Raw genomic sequence first — 15,237 nt, 5'->3', positions numbered from 1 at the left:
CTTGGTCGTTTTCAGACGGCTTAAACTAAGCCGAGCGGGCGCCTCAACCGGGTTTCAGTTCGACGACGTTTTCCTCCGGTGAGAAAAGCCCCACGATTTCGACGCCGGTTTTTTGGGCCAGCAGGGTGGCCAGGTTCACATATTCCTTCTTGACCCAGGATTCGCCAACGGCGAGGACTTTCAGGTTGACGTCCACCAGATACCAAGTTGGCACAATCGAGATGCCGTAGATTTTGGAGGTGAGGTAGGGGGTGTCGTCAATCAAAATCGGGAAGGTAATGCCGTATTGTTTGGCAAATTCATGTGCCTTGTTCAGCGGATCCTGCACGATGCCCCAGAAGGGGATGCCGGAAGCTTTGATTTTCTGATATATGCGTTCCAAAAACGGAAAGGCATATTGACAGGTGGGGCAGGTGACTTTGAAGAAGGCGAAAAAACCAAGCCCCTTGGCCTTGATTTCGTCCAAGCTGTGTTTTTGGCCGTCCGTGCCTTGGAGCGCAAAGGCAGGGGCGGTGTTGCCCGTTTTTATCATGACCATCTCCTTGCCAATTTACAGGCATCCCCGACACTGAAGTGTCGGCTACCATTGGTTGGGGAGAAGTTAAAAAGTTTGGGGAGGAAAGTCCAATTTCGAAGATTAGGACAGCCTGCGGGGGTTGAAATTGGAGGGGAGAAACATATATTAGCGGGGAGGAGAAGGAGATTTAATGGCGTACGTAATAGCGGAACCGTGCATCGAAGTCAAGGACAAAGGGTGTCTGGCGGTCTGCCCCGTCAACTGCATTTACGAAGGGCCGGATATGCTCTACATCAACCCGGACGAATGCGTCTCCTGCGATTTGTGCGTAGCGGAATGCCCGGTGAACGCGATTTTCAATGAGGACGACATCCCGGAAAAGTGGAAGCATTTCATCGACATCAACAAGAACTTTTTCAAGCCGAAACCGGCGGGAGAACAACAGCCCACCAAGTAATACTTGATTTTGCCGCTTTGAAAAGCCCCGTTTTTGGCGGGGTTTTTTTCTTTTTTCACTTCGTAACAAGGGGATAATATTCCGGCCATTTTGACGCCAGCGGTGGCGAGGATATGTGGAAAGATAACCACAGAATTGCACACCGGCTCAAAAGTCGCCCCTATAAGCCCTTGTCCGGCAATAGAAAAGAAAGTTTCATACAGGGCAGGCGGCTTGCGGATAAAAACAGCTTGGGAGGCGATTTATGGAGAACCCGGAGAGACCGGAAACGGGGCTGTCCCAAGAAACCGGGGCGGTCGCAAAACCAAAAAGGAAGATAAAAAAGCACTGTCCCGTCTGCGGAAAACGGCTGTATCAGGATTCCCACGAGCGCTGGTACTGCCCGAGATGCTTGGCGGAGGTGGACGGGGAACGGGTGAGTTTCAACTACGTCCCCGAAGAAGAGTTGGACACGCAACTGCAAACCGGATGAAGTAAGCCGGTTTTTTAGTTTTTGAGCGCAGGATAAAGCCCCGGGAAACGGGGCGTATCCTGCGTTTTTCGTTTGGGAAGCGGCATTTGACCCCACCCTTCGGCTGTCCAGCTTATAGCGGGGCGGCCTAAATCCTTCCCCTCAAGGGGAGGGAACTTGTGCTATTCATCGGTCTTGGCGGAAAATGGAGGTCTGAAGACCTCCGCTACGCTTCTTAATCATAAGAAAGAGCGTATGGGGCAATACGCCCCTTCGAAAAACGGTTATATTCGGCGGGATGAATTTTGACCCCAAAATTTTCAAGGCATACGACATTCGGGGAACCTATCCGGAGCAGATTAACGGGCAGATCGCCTACGAGTTCGGCCGCGCCTTGGCTTCATATTTGCGGCCGTCGGCGGTCGTTGTGGGGCGGGATATGCGGCTTTCGGGAGACGAGCTTTTCGACGGGCTTTCACGGGGGCTTGTCGATTCCGGCGCAAATGTCATCGACATCGGGCTTTGCTCCACGGATGCTTTGTACTTTGCCGTCGGTAAGTGGGGGGTGCCAGCGGGGGTGATGATTACCGCCTCGCACAACCCCAAAGAGTACAACGGCTTCAAGACCTGCAAAGCAGAAGCGGTGCCGCTTTCGGCTTCCGAGGGGTTGAACTTAATCCGGGACCTAATGAAGCGGGGGAAGTTTGAGCCGGTCAGTGTGAAGGGGAAAATCGTCCAGCGGGAGGTGCTGCCGGAGTTCATCCAGCATATTTTGAGCTTTATTGATCCGAAAAAAATAAAGCCGTTCACCGTCGCCGTGGATGCGGGGAACGGAATGGCGGGGAAACTGGTTCCGGAGCTTTTCAAGAACCTGCCGTGCAAGCTCACGCCGCTATATTTTGAACTGGACGGTTCTTTTCCAAACCATCCGGCCAGCCCGATTGAGCCGGAGAACACGGAGGAATTGCGGCGGCTGGTCGCGGAGCAAAATTTAGATTTAGGGGTGGCCTTTGACGGGGACGCCGACCGGATGTTTTTGGCGGATAGTTCCGGTAAACTTTTGGGCGGGGACGTGGTCACCGGGCTGGTTGCCAGGAAGCTTTTGGAAAAAGCGCCGGGAGCGGCGGTCGTTTACAATTTAATCTGCTCCCGTCTCGTTCCAGAGACCATAGCGAAGGCGGGCGGCCGGCCGATTCGCTCGCGGGTGGGGCATGCGTACATCAAACCCTTAATGAAAGCCGAGAATGCCATTTTCGGCGGAGAACATTCCGGCCATTTTTATTTCCGGGAGAACTGGTTTGCGGATTCGGGCGTCATTGCGCTCATAGTTTGTTTGGAACTGCTTTCGGAGGCGGGAAAGCCCTTGACGGAGTTGGCGCAAGAAATCGACCCGTATTTTCGCTCGGGGGAAATCAATTTTCGGGTTTCCGATCAGCAGGGAGTCATCGAAAAAGTGGCGCAGAAATTTTCCGACGGCAAGGCGGACCGGGAGGACGGACTGACCGTCGAATATCCTGACTGGTGGTTCAACTTGCGGCCATCGAATACGGAACCGCTTCTGCGGCTGAACATGGAGGCGGAATCGGAGGAGCTTTTGCAGGAAAAGCTCACGCTACTGCGGCAGGAAATAATGTCCGCATAAGAAATTGACCCCACCATTCGGCCCTCGCTTTTGGCGACGGCCTGAATCCCTCCCCTTGAGGGGAGGGAAAGTTTTTTTGGGGAACCGGGCGGGGTTATTGCTGTTTAGGTTATGAAGAATGATAACGCTTAGACCGGCGAAGGAAAGAGGACATACACAAATCGGCTGGCTGGACAGCTGGCACAGTTTTTCGTTTGACCAGTATTACGACCCGAAGCATATGGGTTTTCGTACCCTGCGGGTCATCAACGACGACCGGGTGGCGGCCGGGGAGGGGTTCGGGATGCATCCCCACCGGGATATGGAGATTTTGACCTGGGTTCTGGAAGGGGCCTTGGAACATTCCGACAGCATGGGGAACGGTTCGGTCATCCGCCCCGGCGAGCTACAGAAAATGAGCGCGGGGCGGGGGATTGCCCACAGCGAGTACAACCAATCTCCTTCCGAGCCGGTGCATCTTTTGCAAATCTGGATACTGCCCAATAAAAAGGGAGTCGTGCCGAGCTACGAGCAAAAGTCGTTTGCCAAGGAGGTTGAAGGAAGGCTGCGCTTGGTTGCCTCGCCGGATGGGCGGGAGAACTCCATTGTTTTATTGCAGGATGCGGAACTGTATATCGGGCGGTTGAAAGCCGGGCAAAAAACCAGTCACGAATTGAAAGCGGGAAAATACGCCTGGGTACAGACGGCGCGGGGCGCGGTGCTGCTCAACGGCGTCGAAATGAAAGCGGGAGACGGGGCGGCGGTCAATGACGAAAAGAAACTGGAAATTACCGCCAAAGAAGATTCCGAATTTTTGCTTTTTGAATTGGCGTAAAGTTTAGGTGGGTTGCCTCCTGCCTGTAAAAGAGGCCGTCCCAACAAGCTGCCGGGACGGCTTCATTGGTTTACGACCAGCCAAGAAGTGCTTGATTCCGTCATTGATTCACCTTAAATTCCCGCTTTCCGCTGCGCGAGCGGTATTTGTGAAAAGATCTTAACAAGAAAGGTTTGTCGATTCTATGGGTTTGAATAAAGGGGAGTTTTTGGAAACCGTTTCCATCGGTTTGGGGAGCATCATGATTTTGCCGATTTTTTCGACCAAGATGCCGGCGGGCTTTCCGCACGGAGGGGATACCTTATACGCCTCGGATTATGGAAAAAAGCGGAATGGCAAAATGGAAGGCACGGCTTATCCGTTCGTTGCTTTTCCTTCCAGAATTGTGCCGGAGCTGGTGCAACATTTGCAAAACTTAAGAAGAAATTAAGCATTCCTCAACATGCGGTTCAGGTTTCGGCAGCAAATTCTGACAGGGGTTTTGCTTTTGTCCGCATCATCTGTCCGGGCTGATTTTCGGGCGCTTGCTGCGCAATCGGCCTATATTTTACCCGAGACGTTCCAGTTCAGCATAACCTCCAGCGCCTTGCGCCGGCCGGGGGATGAGGAGCTTTTTTCCTTTCCCGAATTCGGGGTCGATTACGCCGTGGCGCAACGAGTGGAACTTTCCGGTCAATGGGGACTTTTATTTTTGGATCGAATCGGGCAAAAGGCGCTGGGAGGCGGGGGAGACGTTTTGCTTTCCACGAAAACGGCCTTGTTCGCTCATCCAAAAAACTGGGCGGCGGCCTTTCGGTTCGCCGTCAAGCTGCCAAACGCCAAGGCGTACAAAGGGCTGGGGACGGACGAGGCGGATATTTTTTACGGACTTTTGCTTTCGCAACGTTTAAGCCGTTTTGAATTTTCGCAGAATTTGGGGATGGGGATTTTGGGAAATCCTGTGACGGGACGAGGGCAGGAGGATGTTTATACCTATGCAATATCTGCCAATTTCAAACCTTCACGATTCGAGCTTTTTGCCCAATGGTATGGGCAGACGAATACCCATCCGGAGTTTGTTTTTTCTCACGTTGCTGCGGGTGCAGGGTATCGAACCGGCAAAGTCGGCTTTATTCTTTCCAGTTTGAAAAGTTTGACCACCATGCCGAAGGGATATCAGAATACCTTGGGGGCGGATTGGGGGGTGAGTTTAAAGATTGAGTGGCGGCCAATTTAGGGCATGCAGCCGCATGCCTTCAAAAATTCAGGCCGAGGCCCACGCTGAAATCGAAACCGGTAAATTCGACTTTGATATCCCCTTCGTTATCTGTAAAGGCCATTCCGTTGGAATAGCGATAGCGGGCCTGCCAAATTGTTGAAACGGACGAGCTAAGCCGGGATTGGAATCCGATTGTCCCGTGCAGGCCGTATCCAGTGCCGGTTCGCTTGGCCTTGTATGAAAAAAAAGAGTCGATTACTTCTCCTTCTACCTTGCTGAAAAAAATGGAAGCACCTGCACCCAAATAGGGTGAGAAGGTTTCTGAAACAGAAAATGGACTTACTTCATATCCAAGAGATATGGGGATGCCGCGGAATTTCCATTTTACTGTTGAGAACCAAGACCCAATTGTGTCACCCGTTCCGTCCGTTTGGTACATAAGAAAGCCCATCGAAGCAGAAGCCCGAACCAGTTCAGAGCCCAAACTTACCGAATGGTGGGGGGTAAACTTATAATGGACGGAGAGAGCATAGAGGGGATTGGGATTGTTTTTTTGGTAGTAGTGGGGGTTTGCTGTGCTTTCGATAAAGTTTGACCAATCTGACAGAGGCAAGTGAGCAACGCCAGCCATGGCACGAATGGAAAAGGAACCGGCAGAAGCAGATGTTGAGAGCAAGAAGGAGGAAAACACTAAAGCAGCGAGAGCAACTAAACTGAATGTTTTGATAGAACAAGGCTTCAATCCACGAAGTATATAAATCCTGCCCATAACGCTGCATTCAATTTGGGTGTTTCATTCCTTTTAGTCAAGTCAAGAAATCGTAGAACGGAGAGTTGCGAACGGAGCGGCTCTACGAGGTGTTCTGGATGGCGGCAAGGGTTTTCAGCAAATCGGCGGTTTCGGCCACATCGTGGGCGCGGATGATGTCGGCTCCTGAAAGGGCGCCCCAGGCGGCGGCGGCCAAGGAGCCGGAAAGGCGGCCTTCGGCCGGGCGGTCGTTCAAAGCTTTGCCGATGAAACTTTTGCGGGAAACGCCCAAGAGAAGTGGAAAGCCCAATTCCTTGAAGCGGGCGTGGTAATAGAGCAACTTTAAATTATCCTCAAAACGCTTGCCGAAGCCGATGCCGACATCGAGGATGATATTTTCCGGTCTGATGCCCGCTTTTTGGGCTGATTTTGTTCGCTCTTCGAAATACTGATACACCTCTTCGACCACATCGTCATAATGCGGATTTTGCTGCATCGTCTTGGGGGTGCCCTTGATGTGCATAATCACCACCGGGCAGTTTCGCTTGGCCACCAACTCCGGCATTTTGGCGTCGAATTGCAGACCAGAGATGTCGTTCACCAGTTCGGCGCCGGCATCCAACGCCTTTTCTGCAATCGTCGAGCGATAAGTATCAATGGAAATGGGAATCGGATAGTTCGCCTTGACGAGTTTTTCAATCAGAGGCACGGTGCGGCGGAGTTCTTCGGCTTCCTCCACCGGCTCGGAGCCGGGGCGGGTGGAAAGGCCGCCGACGTCCAGAAAGTCGGCCCCTTGTTCAGCGACCTCCGAGGCGCGGCGGTAGGCGGCGTCCAAATCGAAAAAAAGGCCGCCGTCAAAAAAAGAATCGGGCGTGGTGTTCAAAACCGCCATCAGATAGGTTTTTTTGCCGAGCGGATAAACTTTGTTGCGAAAGTGAAGGGTTCGGGAAGCGGAAACTTCCACGGTTTTCACAAAACTTACTTGTGAACGGCGGGGGTGGGGCTGGGGAGTTCTTGGCCGTTCAAAAGCTTGTCGATTTCCTCGCCATCCAGCGATTCGTGCTCCAGAAGGGCCTTGGCCACCAGATGCAGCTTGTCGATACCCTTGGAGAGCAGGTCGGTGGCCTTGGCTTCGGCACGTTCCACAACGGAGCGGACTTCGTCGTCAATCATCTGAGCGGTCTTTTCGGAGTAATCCCGGTGGCGGGCGATTTCCCGCCCCAGAAAGATTTCCTCCTCCTTTTTGCCGAAGGTCAGAGGCCCCAGCCGGTCGGACATGCCCCATTCGCAGACCATTTTGCGGGCCAGTTCGGTGGCCCGTTCCAAATCGTTGCCGGCGCCGGTGGTCAACTGGCTGAAAACCAGTTTTTCGGCCACCCGGCCCCCCATCAAGGTCACCAGCACGTTTTCGAGATAGGGACGGGAGTGAGTGTGGCGTTCGTCAATCGGCAAATAGTGGGTCAATCCCAAGGCCCGGCCGCGGGGGATGATCGTGACTTTGTGCACCGGGTCGGAGCCGGGGGAAAATTTGGCGACCAAGGCGTGGCCGGCTTCGTGATAGGCGGTGATGCGCTTTTCTTCCGGGGAAATCACCAAACTGCGGCGCTCGGTGCCCATCATCACCTTGTCCTTGGCGTCCTCGAAATCCTCCATCGAAACCTTGTCGTGATTGCGGCGGGCGGCCAGAAGCGCCGCTTCGTTGACCAGATTGGCCAAATCGGCGCCGGAAAGACCGGGGGTGCCGCGGGCCAGAATTTCCAAATCGACGTCCGGTCCAATGGGAATGCGGCGGGTGTGGACCTTCAAAATTCCCTCGCGTCCCTTCACATCCGGCGAATCCACCACCACTTGCCGGTCGAAACGGCCGGGTCGCAAAAGTGCGGGGTCCAAAACGTCCGGGCGGTTTGTGGCGGCCATTATGATCACGCCTTCGTTCGATTCAAAGCCGTCCATTTCCACCAATAACTGGTTTAGGGTCTGCTCACGCTCGTCGTGACCGCCGCCCAGTCCCGCGCCACGATGACGGCCCACGGCGTCAATCTCATCAATAAAAATGATGCAGGGAGCGTTGCGCTTTCCCTGATCGAACAAATCCCGCACGCGGGAGGCGCCGACACCAACAAACATTTCCACAAAATCGGAGCCTGACATCGAGAAGAAGGGAACCCCTGCTTCACCGGCGACGGCGCGGGCGAGCAGAGTCTTTCCGGTTCCGGGAGGGCCCAAAAGCAGAACGCCTTTGGGAATTTTGCCGCCCAATTTCTGGAACTTGGCCGGTTCGCGCAGAAACTCGATGATTTCGTGCAGTTCCTCCTTGGCCTCGTCGGCACCCGCCACGTCGGCAAAGGTGACTTTTGGTTTTTCCTGATTGGCCAAGCGGGCGCGGCTTTTGCCAAAGGAGAAAAGTCCCTTGGGGCCCCCCTGCATCTGGCGGAACATAAAAACCCAGAACAGAATCAAAAGTATCCAAGGTAAAGTCGAGAGCAGAATGGTGCCCCAGTTCAAGTTTTCCGACTGGGCGTACACTTCGGCGTTATGGCTGCGGAGCCGCTCCAGAAGCTGGGGATCTTCGAACGGGATATAAAGCTGGTAGCGGCCGTACTGCGCCGTGCGGTTGGAGTTGGGATCGGTCCGGGTGATTTTCTGTTTGAATTCCCCTTTTATGGTTTTTTCATAAAAGGTCGCTTTTTTGATGTTTTCCTTGTCGACTTCCGCGATGAAATCCGAGTAGGATATATTCCAGACGTCTTTGCCCTCCGGAGAAAAGAAGCGCCAGGCGAAGATGGCCAAAAGCAAAAGAACAATCCAGAAAGCGGCCGCCTTGCCGCCCCGCTTCCAGCCCGGTTCCTCCTTCAGAATCGGGGGAAGCCGGCGGCGGCCCTCCGGGCCGCGGTTTTCTTTATTTTCGTCCATTTCACCCATATTTAGATTTATCGACACTCCCTTTCTATTCTACGCTTGCTTTTTGGACGGGTTTAAACTTTTGGCCAAAAAAGCCAGGCCGGGAAGATGGCGGTATTTCTCGTTGTAGTCAAGTCCGTAGCCGACCACGAAGCCGCCCGGCACCCAGAATCCCCGATAACGGACAGCAACTTTTACCCGTTTGGGATGTTTTCGTTCCAACAGGGTCGCCACGGCCAACTTCTTCGGCTTTTTGGCAAGCAAAGTCCGCTCCAGATAGGACAGAGTCAGACCGGAGTCCACGATATCTTCCACCAAGAGCACCTCCCGGCCGGTTATTTCCGAGCGGAGGTCCTTCAACAACCGCACCACGCCGGAGGTGAGGGTGGAGTTTCCGTAGCTTTCGGTTTCCAAAAAGTCCACTTCATGGGGAATGGTCAATTTGCGGGACAAATCGGAAAGAAAGACGAAGCTTCCCTTTAAAACCCCCACCAAAACCGGCTTTTTGCCTTCGTAGTCGCGGGAAATTTTTTTGGCCAGTTCGGCCACCTTTTTTTGGATTTGGGAAGTAGAAAGAAACGGTATCAGTTCATCGTCCATTGGGCTCCGCTTTCAAGTAAAGGACTTCTTTGGTATCCGCTTGCACTTTGAAATCCTCTGCAATCCGGTAGCCGACGACCCAGCAGATTTTGCCGGCGGAGGTCAAAAGCAAGGCGTTGCGGCGCTGAAAAACCGGCACTTTGGCATCGGTAAAAAAATCCCCCACTTTTTTAGGGGCCTTCATTCCGAGCGGGATGAAGCGATCGCCTTTTTCAACCGGACGCAAAAGCAAGGGCGCTTTGAGCCGGGCGGCATCCAGATAGGCCTGCCAGCCGGTCGGCAGCAGCAGAGTTTTGAGCCGGTTGCGGGGGATTTGTTTTGATTCCAGTATAAGGCCGTTGGCTTTCACTACCTTGTCAAACGGCAATTTGAGTTGGAGCGGTTCCGGCTTTTTCTCAAGCTGGTAAAACCACAAAAGTCCTTTTCGAGTTGAATCGGCAAAAAGGTTTTTGGCCAGTTCGATTTTGCCGGGAGTTTCTAATAACTGCAAAAGCCGTTCAATGGCGGAAAACTCAAGATCCAAATCAAAGTAACGCTTACAAACGGTTTGAAAAACTTCACGCTGGAGAGCTTTGGGGGCTTTCGATAACGCTGAAATTTTTAGGCCGAGGGCTTCGTTATTCATCACGAGTCCTTTTTTAATGATTTTTTCGGCTTCAACTTGCAGGAAGGTCTTTTCGTCTTCAAAGATTTGAGCCAAGCGGAGAAGGACTTGGCGAATTTGGGGATTGTATCTTTTTTCTAAGAGTGGCAAAAGTTCGTTACGCACCCGGTTGCGGGTGAATCTCGTTCCTTTGTTGGAGGGGTCGGTGCGGTAGGCAAGCTTTTTTTGCTTCAGGAACGCCAAGACATCAGCGCGAGCGGCCCAGAGGATGGGGCGAATGATTTTGCCGCGCTTGGCCGGGATGCCAGTGGGGCCGCCGGTGCCGCGAAGAATTTGCAGAAGCACGGTTTCGGCCGCATCATCGGCCGTGTGGGCGGTAGCGATTTTGCCATATTTTTCGTCCTTGGCCATCTGCACAAAGAACTCGTAACGCAAATTCCGACCTGCTTCCTCCAGCGACCATTTGTTTTCTTTGGCCATGGTTTTGGTGTCCACTTCGGAATAGAAAAACGGGAGATTCAGCTTGTGCGCCAGTTTCTTGACGAAGGCGGCATCCTTTGCGGTTTCCGGGCGGAGGAGGTGGTTTAGGTGTGCCACGCCGAGCTTCAACTTCAAGGGTTCGGACAATGCTCTCAAAGCAAAAAGCAGGGCCACCGAATCCGGCCCGCCGGAGCAGGTGACCAGAATTTTTTCATCAGCGCCGAGCAGTTTCTTTTTTTGGATAAAGTCGGCGGTTTTTTGGATAAAATCGGGTTCCATTGAGAGTAATCTAAAAAATTACAGAGGACAATCCAAGAGGGAAAATCTACCGGCGGGCCCAGAAAAGGAGGGAGAGGCCGGCGAAAAAGAAGAGTACATCGACGCCCCAGGCGGCGACCAAAACGGGCAGGCTGCCCGTTTCCCCCAAGGTTTGCGCCAGACGGAATAAGATGATGCCTAGAAAGGCGATGGCGACGGCAATGATGAAATTCAGGGCAAAGCCGGATTTGCGGATTTTGACGGCAATGGGGGCGCCGATGAAGACAATCAGGGCGTTCAGAAGCGGCAGGGAGATTTTCATATGCAGACCGACTTCCTCCCGTACCGTGGGCTGGCCGGCCCGCTTTTTTTGGGCAATTACGGCGGAGAGTTCGGCAAAGGTCATCTGGTCGGGCTTTTCCCGCCGGCGCAAAAGCTTGGCGGGACTGGTGGTCATATCCAGCATTTCAAAACGGCTGAAGGTGGTGAAGTTTTCCCGGCCTTCATCCGGAAAGTGGCGGTGGCGGCCCTGCTCCAAGACCCAGTGTTTACCGGAAAAATCGAGGGCCTCCGCTTCCAGAACCTCCGCCAGCCGGCCTTCTTCAAAACGCTGGGCCAGAATGGTGTAGGCCCTTTTTTCGTTGGGATCGAAGCCGCCGAAAAAGAAAATCCAGCCGCCGGGGGCGGCCAGAAAGACGGAGGCCTGCTCCGGGTCGGCGGCGGCCTGCTTTTCGATTTCGATTTTTTTAATGTATTCGCTCTGGCTGGAAGAAAAAGGAACCACATATTCCCCCATTAAGAACACCAATCCGGCCAGAAAGAGGGAAAAAAGAAAAACCGGCCAGAAAAGGCGGAAAAGCCCGAATCCGGAGGAGCGGATGGCGACCAGTTCGTTGTATTTCACCAGCGAGGCCGTGGCGAAGAGGATGGCCAAAAGCATCGCCACGGGTACCACGCGGACGAACTGGGTGGGGGCCCAGTACATATAGTAGGAGAAAATCTGGCCACCGGTGGCGTTGCGGTCCAGAAAACGATCTATGTTGTCCACCATGTCGATAATCACCACCAGGGCCAAAAAGCCGATGAGGGCAAAAACAAGAACGGCCAGAAATTTTTTGAAAAAATATTTCTGCAGGATGTAGAGCATCGCTTAGCGAATGGATGGCATAAAGAGGCGTTTCAACTTCGTTCCAATCAAAGTGACCAGTTCCTGGGTCCAGTCCCAGAGCCGCAGGCGGTTTTCCTTTTCCATCATATAAAAGAAAAAAAGGCCGAAGCCGGCCAGAACCACGTTGGAAAACCACATCGCCCAGAAGGGGGAGATTTTGCCCCGGTCGGCCAGCTCCTCGCCGCCAATCAAGCAGGCCCAGTAGAAGATGAAAAAGCCCAAGGAAAGCCCGGCGGCGGTGCCGAAGCCCCCTTTGCGAACGGCGGCGCCGAGGGGCGCGCCGACCAGAACAAAAATGAAGCAGGCGGCGGCGAGGGAGTATTTCTTATGAATTTCCACCCGGTAGGCGTCAATTTGACCTTTTTGCACGGCCAGCCCCGCGGCGGCATCCTGCAGTTGGGTTAAAACCATTTTTTCCTCTTCTGCCGGTTTTTTCCCGACGGTCAAAAGCGCAGCCGGTTTTGCGGCGCCTAAGAAACGATAGCGAGCTTGTTCGGCGGCCAGAGTTTTCAATTTCTGGCGATAACTTTCGGCCGAGGCGGCGAGCGGCTTAATCCGCTGGCGCATCATTTTGGTGCTCATTTCCCGCTCACCGTAGTAGTTTTCTTCACCGAAGAGGGTTTGCTCCGATTCCTTCAGCATCACTTTTTGGCGATGGAAGAAGACCCGGCGATACTGCTCCGGATTTTCCGGGTCCCCCTCGGCCACTTCGCCGTCGAACAGTTCAAAGACAATTCCGGAGCCGCTTTTGGTCACGCCGGGCTGGCGGACGTGGACCCATCCTCTTGGCGCGGAAATGGTGCGCGGCACCCTGCGGCCGGTCTGCTCGAAAATCCGGATATCCTTCACTTCGCTGGTTATGGGATTGATTTCCTTCAAGTAAATCTGGTAGCCCGGAATCTGGTTATTGAAAACCCCCGGCTGCAAAACGACCAGCGGTTTTTTTTGCGCCAGGCGGGTCATCTTCACCCGGGCCTGATGGTTCGATTCCGGAAGGACGTGGTTGTTGAACCAAAACATAAAAAGCCCCATTACCGCGCCCCAGAGCAACCCGGGTGCGGCCAGCCGCCGCCAGCTCCAGCCGGCGGACTTCAGAGCGAGAATCTCGGAATCGGAGGCCAGCCGGCCGTAGGCCATCAACGTGGCGACGAGCACGGACATCGGCACGGACAAGGCCAGCATCCAGGCCAGGTTCAGCCCGAAAATTTCCAGAACCTCCCAGACGCCGACCCCTTTGGTGATGATGGACTGCATCACTTCCAAGATGAAATCCATCACCAAAACGAGGGTGATGACGGCAAAACCGAAGAAAAACGGGCCGATATGCTCTTTCAAAATATAGCGGGCGACAATCACGGCTTATGAATATAGCCGGAGGGAGGGGTTTCTCAAGCGGTTTTGGAGGGCGTTCGAGTTTGAGGTCAATGACCCCATCCTTCGGCCTTTACCGTAGGTGGCGGCCTTAATTCCTCCCCTCGAAGGGAGGAAAAAGCAGGTTACGAAACTTCCAGCGCTTCGACGTTCACGGGGACGGCTTCCCAGTCGGCAATCTGCTTGGAGATGTGCATGCTGCAGAATTTGGGGCCGCACATTGAGCAGAACTCGGCGTTTTTGTGAGCCGGATGGGGAAGGGTCTCATCGTGCATCTTTCGCGCCGTCTCCGGGTCCAACGAAAGCTCGAACTGCCGCTCCCAGTCGAAATTGAAGCGGGCGTGGGAAAGCTCGTCGTCCCGCTGGCGGACGCCTTTTTTCTTCAGGGCGACATCGGCGGCATGGGCGGCGATTTTGTAGGCGATTACTCCTTGGCGGACGTCCTCCGCATTGGGCAGTCCGAGATGCTCCTTGGGGGTTACGTAGCAAAGCAGTGAAGCGCCGGCCCAGGCGGCCATTGTGGCGCCAATAGAAGAGGTGATGTGGTCATAACCGGGGGCCACATCGGTCACCAAAGGTCCCAGAACATAAAAGGGGGCTTCGTTGCAGATTTCCTGCTGGCGCTGGACGTTCATGGCAATTTCATCCAGCGGAATGTGGCCGGGGCCTTCCACCATCACCTGCACGTCGGCCTCCCAGCATCTTTTGGTCAGCTCGCCCAACGTATCCAGCTCGGCAAACTGGGCGCGGTCGGAGGCATCCGCCAGACAGCCGGGGCGCAGCCCGTCGCCCAGCGAAATCGTGACGTCGTACCGGCGGCAGATGTCCAAAATTTTGTCGAAATGGACGTACATAGGATTCTCTTTTTTATGAGCCAGAATCCAGGCGGCCAGAAGGGAGCCACCGCGGGATACAATGCCGGTGATGCGACCTTTTACCAACGGCAGGTGGCGCATCAAAACGCCGGCGTGGATGGTCATATAGTCGACCCCCTGCCGGGCCTGATATTCAATCACGTCGAGAATCAGCTCCGGGGTCAGGTCTTCGATTTTCTTGATTTGCTGAACCATCTGATAAATCGGCACGGTGCCGATGGGCACGGGGGAGGCGTCGATAATTGCCCTCCGGATTTCGTTCAAGTGCCCGCCGGTGGAAAGATCCATCACCGTGTCGGCGCCGTATCTCACCGCGAACTGCAGCTTTTCCAACTCCTTGTCGATGTTTGAGGTTATCGCCGAGTTACCGATGTTGGCGTTGATTTTGGTTTTCAGCATTTTGCCGATGCCCATCGGCACGAGGGATTTGTGATTGATGTTGGCCGGAATAATCAAGCGCCCGCGGGCGACTTCCGAACGGATTAATTCAGCGTCGAGCCCTTCCAGTTCGGCCACGTATTTCATTTCCTCGGTGATTATGCCGTTTTTGGCAAAAAAGATTTGGGTGGGGGTTTTATTCCCGTTTAAGGATGTGCGAAAAGGCATATTAGAACTCCTTTCTTAATTTTTGGTCCCGAATTGCATCGAATCCGGCATTGCAGGAAAACAAAAAAGCGCATCCGGGGGGTGTGCGCTTTCGTCCCTACGCTGGCATTACCCAGATCAGGTTTTACGGGACTCTCTCAGGCCCGCTGTCAATTCCGACTCGTCGGAACGCTCGGACCACCCCGGCTTTGGCAATTTGAACAATCGCAAGCAAGGTGTCAATGGGGCACCTTCAGTTTTTGTACAGTACCCAGACATGGGTAACACTTGTTAGTTTTGGGTTTGGAATGAAAAAACAAGGAGGGTACCCGTGCCTGGTAAGGGGCAGTATACGCAGATTCGCTGGCGGTTGCAATGGATTCGGGAGCATGAGGGTGGTCGGCCGGTAGCCGGGATTTGCCGCCGGTATCCGATTCGGCCCAAGACGTTTTACAAGTGGTGGAAGCGGTATCGGCAATCGGGGAAGGATCCGAAGAGTTTGGCGGACCGTTCCCGAAGGCCGCATCGGTCTCCGCACCGAGCGGGCAAGGCACTTTCCCGACGGGTC

At 54.0% G+C, this 15,237-nt stretch carries 15 protein-coding genes, 1 pseudogene and 1 riboswitch; of the genes and pseudogenes, 7 read left to right on the top strand and 9 right to left on the bottom strand.

The window, feature by feature from the left end; genetic code table 11:
- Nucleotides 1–43: 43 nt before the first annotated feature.
- Nucleotides 44–532 (bottom strand): redoxin domain-containing protein, encoded by a 489-nt coding sequence (locus VNL73_10420; protein HXF49819.1) that lies wholly within the window; start codon nucleotides 530–532, stop codon nucleotides 44–46.
- A gap of 175 nt (nucleotides 533–707) precedes the next feature.
- On the opposite strand from VNL73_10420, the pseudogene VNL73_10415 reads away from it, so the two are divergent.
- From VNL73_10415 to VNL73_10390, 6 genes and pseudogenes are all read left to right on the top strand, one after another.
- Nucleotides 708–935 (top strand): annotated as a pseudogene (locus VNL73_10415) (4Fe-4S binding protein).
- A gap of 283 nt (nucleotides 936–1,218) precedes the next feature.
- Nucleotides 1,219–1,446, top strand: coding sequence for a hypothetical protein (locus VNL73_10410; GenBank protein ID HXF49818.1), 228 nt, complete (start codon nucleotides 1,219–1,221; stop codon nucleotides 1,444–1,446).
- A gap of 277 nt (nucleotides 1,447–1,723) precedes the next feature.
- Nucleotides 1,724–3,067: a phosphomannomutase/phosphoglucomutase gene (locus VNL73_10405; GenBank protein HXF49817.1), complete on the top strand. Its 1,344-nt coding sequence runs from the start codon at nucleotides 1,724–1,726 to the stop codon at nucleotides 3,065–3,067.
- A 118-nt stretch (nucleotides 3,068–3,185) separates the two neighbouring features.
- On the top strand, nucleotides 3,186–3,881 hold the full coding sequence (locus VNL73_10400) for a pirin family protein (GenBank protein HXF49816.1): 696 nt from the start codon (nucleotides 3,186–3,188) through the stop codon (nucleotides 3,879–3,881).
- Between the two features lie 184 nt (nucleotides 3,882–4,065).
- The gene (locus VNL73_10395) at nucleotides 4,066–4,311 is read left to right on the top strand and encodes a hypothetical protein (GenBank protein HXF49815.1); all 246 of its coding nucleotides are present in this window, start codon (nucleotides 4,066–4,068) and stop codon (nucleotides 4,309–4,311) included.
- Nucleotides 4,312–4,323: 12 nt separating this feature from the next.
- Complete coding sequence (locus VNL73_10390; protein HXF49814.1) at nucleotides 4,324–5,097, top strand: hypothetical protein; 774 nt, start codon at nucleotides 4,324–4,326, stop codon at nucleotides 5,095–5,097.
- A gap of 19 nt (nucleotides 5,098–5,116) precedes the next feature.
- Here VNL73_10390 and VNL73_10385 read toward each other — a convergent pair whose 3' ends face one another.
- The 8 genes from VNL73_10385 to thiC all read right to left on the bottom strand — a co-directional run bounded on the left by VNL73_10385 (nucleotide 5,117) and on the right by thiC (nucleotide 14,690).
- Complete coding sequence (locus tag VNL73_10385) at nucleotides 5,117–5,848, bottom strand: outer membrane beta-barrel protein (GenBank protein ID HXF49813.1); 732 nt, start codon at nucleotides 5,846–5,848, stop codon at nucleotides 5,117–5,119.
- A gap of 82 nt (nucleotides 5,849–5,930) precedes the next feature.
- On the bottom strand, nucleotides 5,931–6,800 hold the full coding sequence (folP, locus tag VNL73_10380; GenBank protein ID HXF49812.1) for a dihydropteroate synthase: 870 nt from the start codon (nucleotides 6,798–6,800) through the stop codon (nucleotides 5,931–5,933).
- Between the two features lie 5 nt (nucleotides 6,801–6,805).
- Entirely contained in the window at nucleotides 6,806–8,740 is a 1,935-nt protein-coding gene (gene ftsH / locus VNL73_10375) for an ATP-dependent zinc metalloprotease FtsH (GenBank protein ID HXF49811.1), read from the bottom strand.
- A gap of 39 nt (nucleotides 8,741–8,779) precedes the next feature.
- The gene (gene hpt, locus VNL73_10370) at nucleotides 8,780–9,328 is read right to left on the bottom strand and encodes a hypoxanthine phosphoribosyltransferase (protein HXF49810.1); all 549 of its coding nucleotides are present in this window, start codon (nucleotides 9,326–9,328) and stop codon (nucleotides 8,780–8,782) included.
- Nucleotides 9,318–10,691 (bottom strand): tRNA lysidine(34) synthetase TilS, encoded by a 1,374-nt coding sequence (gene tilS, locus VNL73_10365; GenBank protein ID HXF49809.1) that lies wholly within the window; start codon nucleotides 10,689–10,691, stop codon nucleotides 9,318–9,320. The genes hpt and tilS overlap by 11 nt, the downstream gene beginning before the upstream one ends.
- Before the next feature lie 46 nt (nucleotides 10,692–10,737).
- Entirely contained in the window at nucleotides 10,738–11,817 is a 1,080-nt protein-coding gene (locus tag VNL73_10360; GenBank protein HXF49808.1) for an LptF/LptG family permease, read from the bottom strand.
- 3 nt (nucleotides 11,818–11,820) lie between these two features.
- Nucleotides 11,821–13,194, bottom strand: coding sequence for an LptF/LptG family permease (locus VNL73_10355; protein ID HXF49807.1), 1,374 nt, complete (start codon nucleotides 13,192–13,194; stop codon nucleotides 11,821–11,823).
- A 140-nt stretch (nucleotides 13,195–13,334) separates the two neighbouring features.
- Nucleotides 13,335–14,690, bottom strand: coding sequence for a phosphomethylpyrimidine synthase ThiC (thiC, locus tag VNL73_10350; protein ID HXF49806.1), 1,356 nt, complete (start codon nucleotides 14,688–14,690; stop codon nucleotides 13,335–13,337).
- A 94-nt stretch (nucleotides 14,691–14,784) separates the two neighbouring features.
- Nucleotides 14,785–14,875, bottom strand: a riboswitch (TPP riboswitch).
- 125 nt (nucleotides 14,876–15,000) lie between these two features.
- On the opposite strand from thiC, the gene VNL73_10345 reads away from it, so the two are divergent.
- Nucleotides 15,001–15,237, top strand: a 237-nt coding sequence (locus VNL73_10345; protein HXF49805.1) for a helix-turn-helix domain-containing protein, incomplete at its 3' end; no start/stop codon positions are given.

This window comes from Verrucomicrobiia bacterium, from assembly GCA_035574275.1.
GTDB lineage: Bacteria > Zixibacteria > MSB-5A5 > DSPP01 > DSPP01 > DSPP01.
The sequence above is the reverse complement of the archived record's forward strand: the minus strand, read 5'-3'. Positions and strand labels throughout refer to the sequence as shown.

What these genes read in the sequence shown, in the direction of transcription:
- VNL73_10420 (HXF49819.1), bottom strand. Translation starts at nt 532, where the DNA reads ATGATAAAAACGGGCAACACCGCCCCTGCCTTTGCGCTCCAAGGCACG.
- VNL73_10410 (HXF49818.1), top strand. Translation starts at nt 1,219, where the DNA reads ATGGAGAACCCGGAGAGACCGGAAACGGGGCTGTCCCAAGAAACCGGG.
- VNL73_10405 (HXF49817.1), top strand. Translation starts at nt 1,724, where the DNA reads ATGAATTTTGACCCCAAAATTTTCAAGGCATACGACATTCGGGGAACC.
- VNL73_10400 (HXF49816.1), top strand. Translation starts at nt 3,186, where the DNA reads ATGATAACGCTTAGACCGGCGAAGGAAAGAGGACATACACAAATCGGC.
- VNL73_10395 (HXF49815.1), top strand. Translation starts at nt 4,066, where the DNA reads ATGGGTTTGAATAAAGGGGAGTTTTTGGAAACCGTTTCCATCGGTTTG.
- VNL73_10390 (HXF49814.1), top strand. Translation starts at nt 4,324, where the DNA reads ATGCGGTTCAGGTTTCGGCAGCAAATTCTGACAGGGGTTTTGCTTTTG.
- VNL73_10385 (HXF49813.1), bottom strand. Translation starts at nt 5,848, where the DNA reads ATGGGCAGGATTTATATACTTCGTGGATTGAAGCCTTGTTCTATCAAA.
- ftsH (HXF49811.1), bottom strand. Translation starts at nt 8,740, where the DNA reads ATGGACGAAAATAAAGAAAACCGCGGCCCGGAGGGCCGCCGCCGGCTT.
- hpt (HXF49810.1), bottom strand. Translation starts at nt 9,328, where the DNA reads ATGGACGATGAACTGATACCGTTTCTTTCTACTTCCCAAATCCAAAAA.
- tilS (HXF49809.1), bottom strand. Translation starts at nt 10,691, where the DNA reads ATGGAACCCGATTTTATCCAAAAAACCGCCGACTTTATCCAAAAAAAG.
- VNL73_10360 (HXF49808.1), bottom strand. Translation starts at nt 11,817, where the DNA reads ATGCTCTACATCCTGCAGAAATATTTTTTCAAAAAATTTCTGGCCGTT.
- thiC (HXF49806.1), bottom strand. Translation starts at nt 14,690, where the DNA reads ATGCCTTTTCGCACATCCTTAAACGGGAATAAAACCCCCACCCAAATC.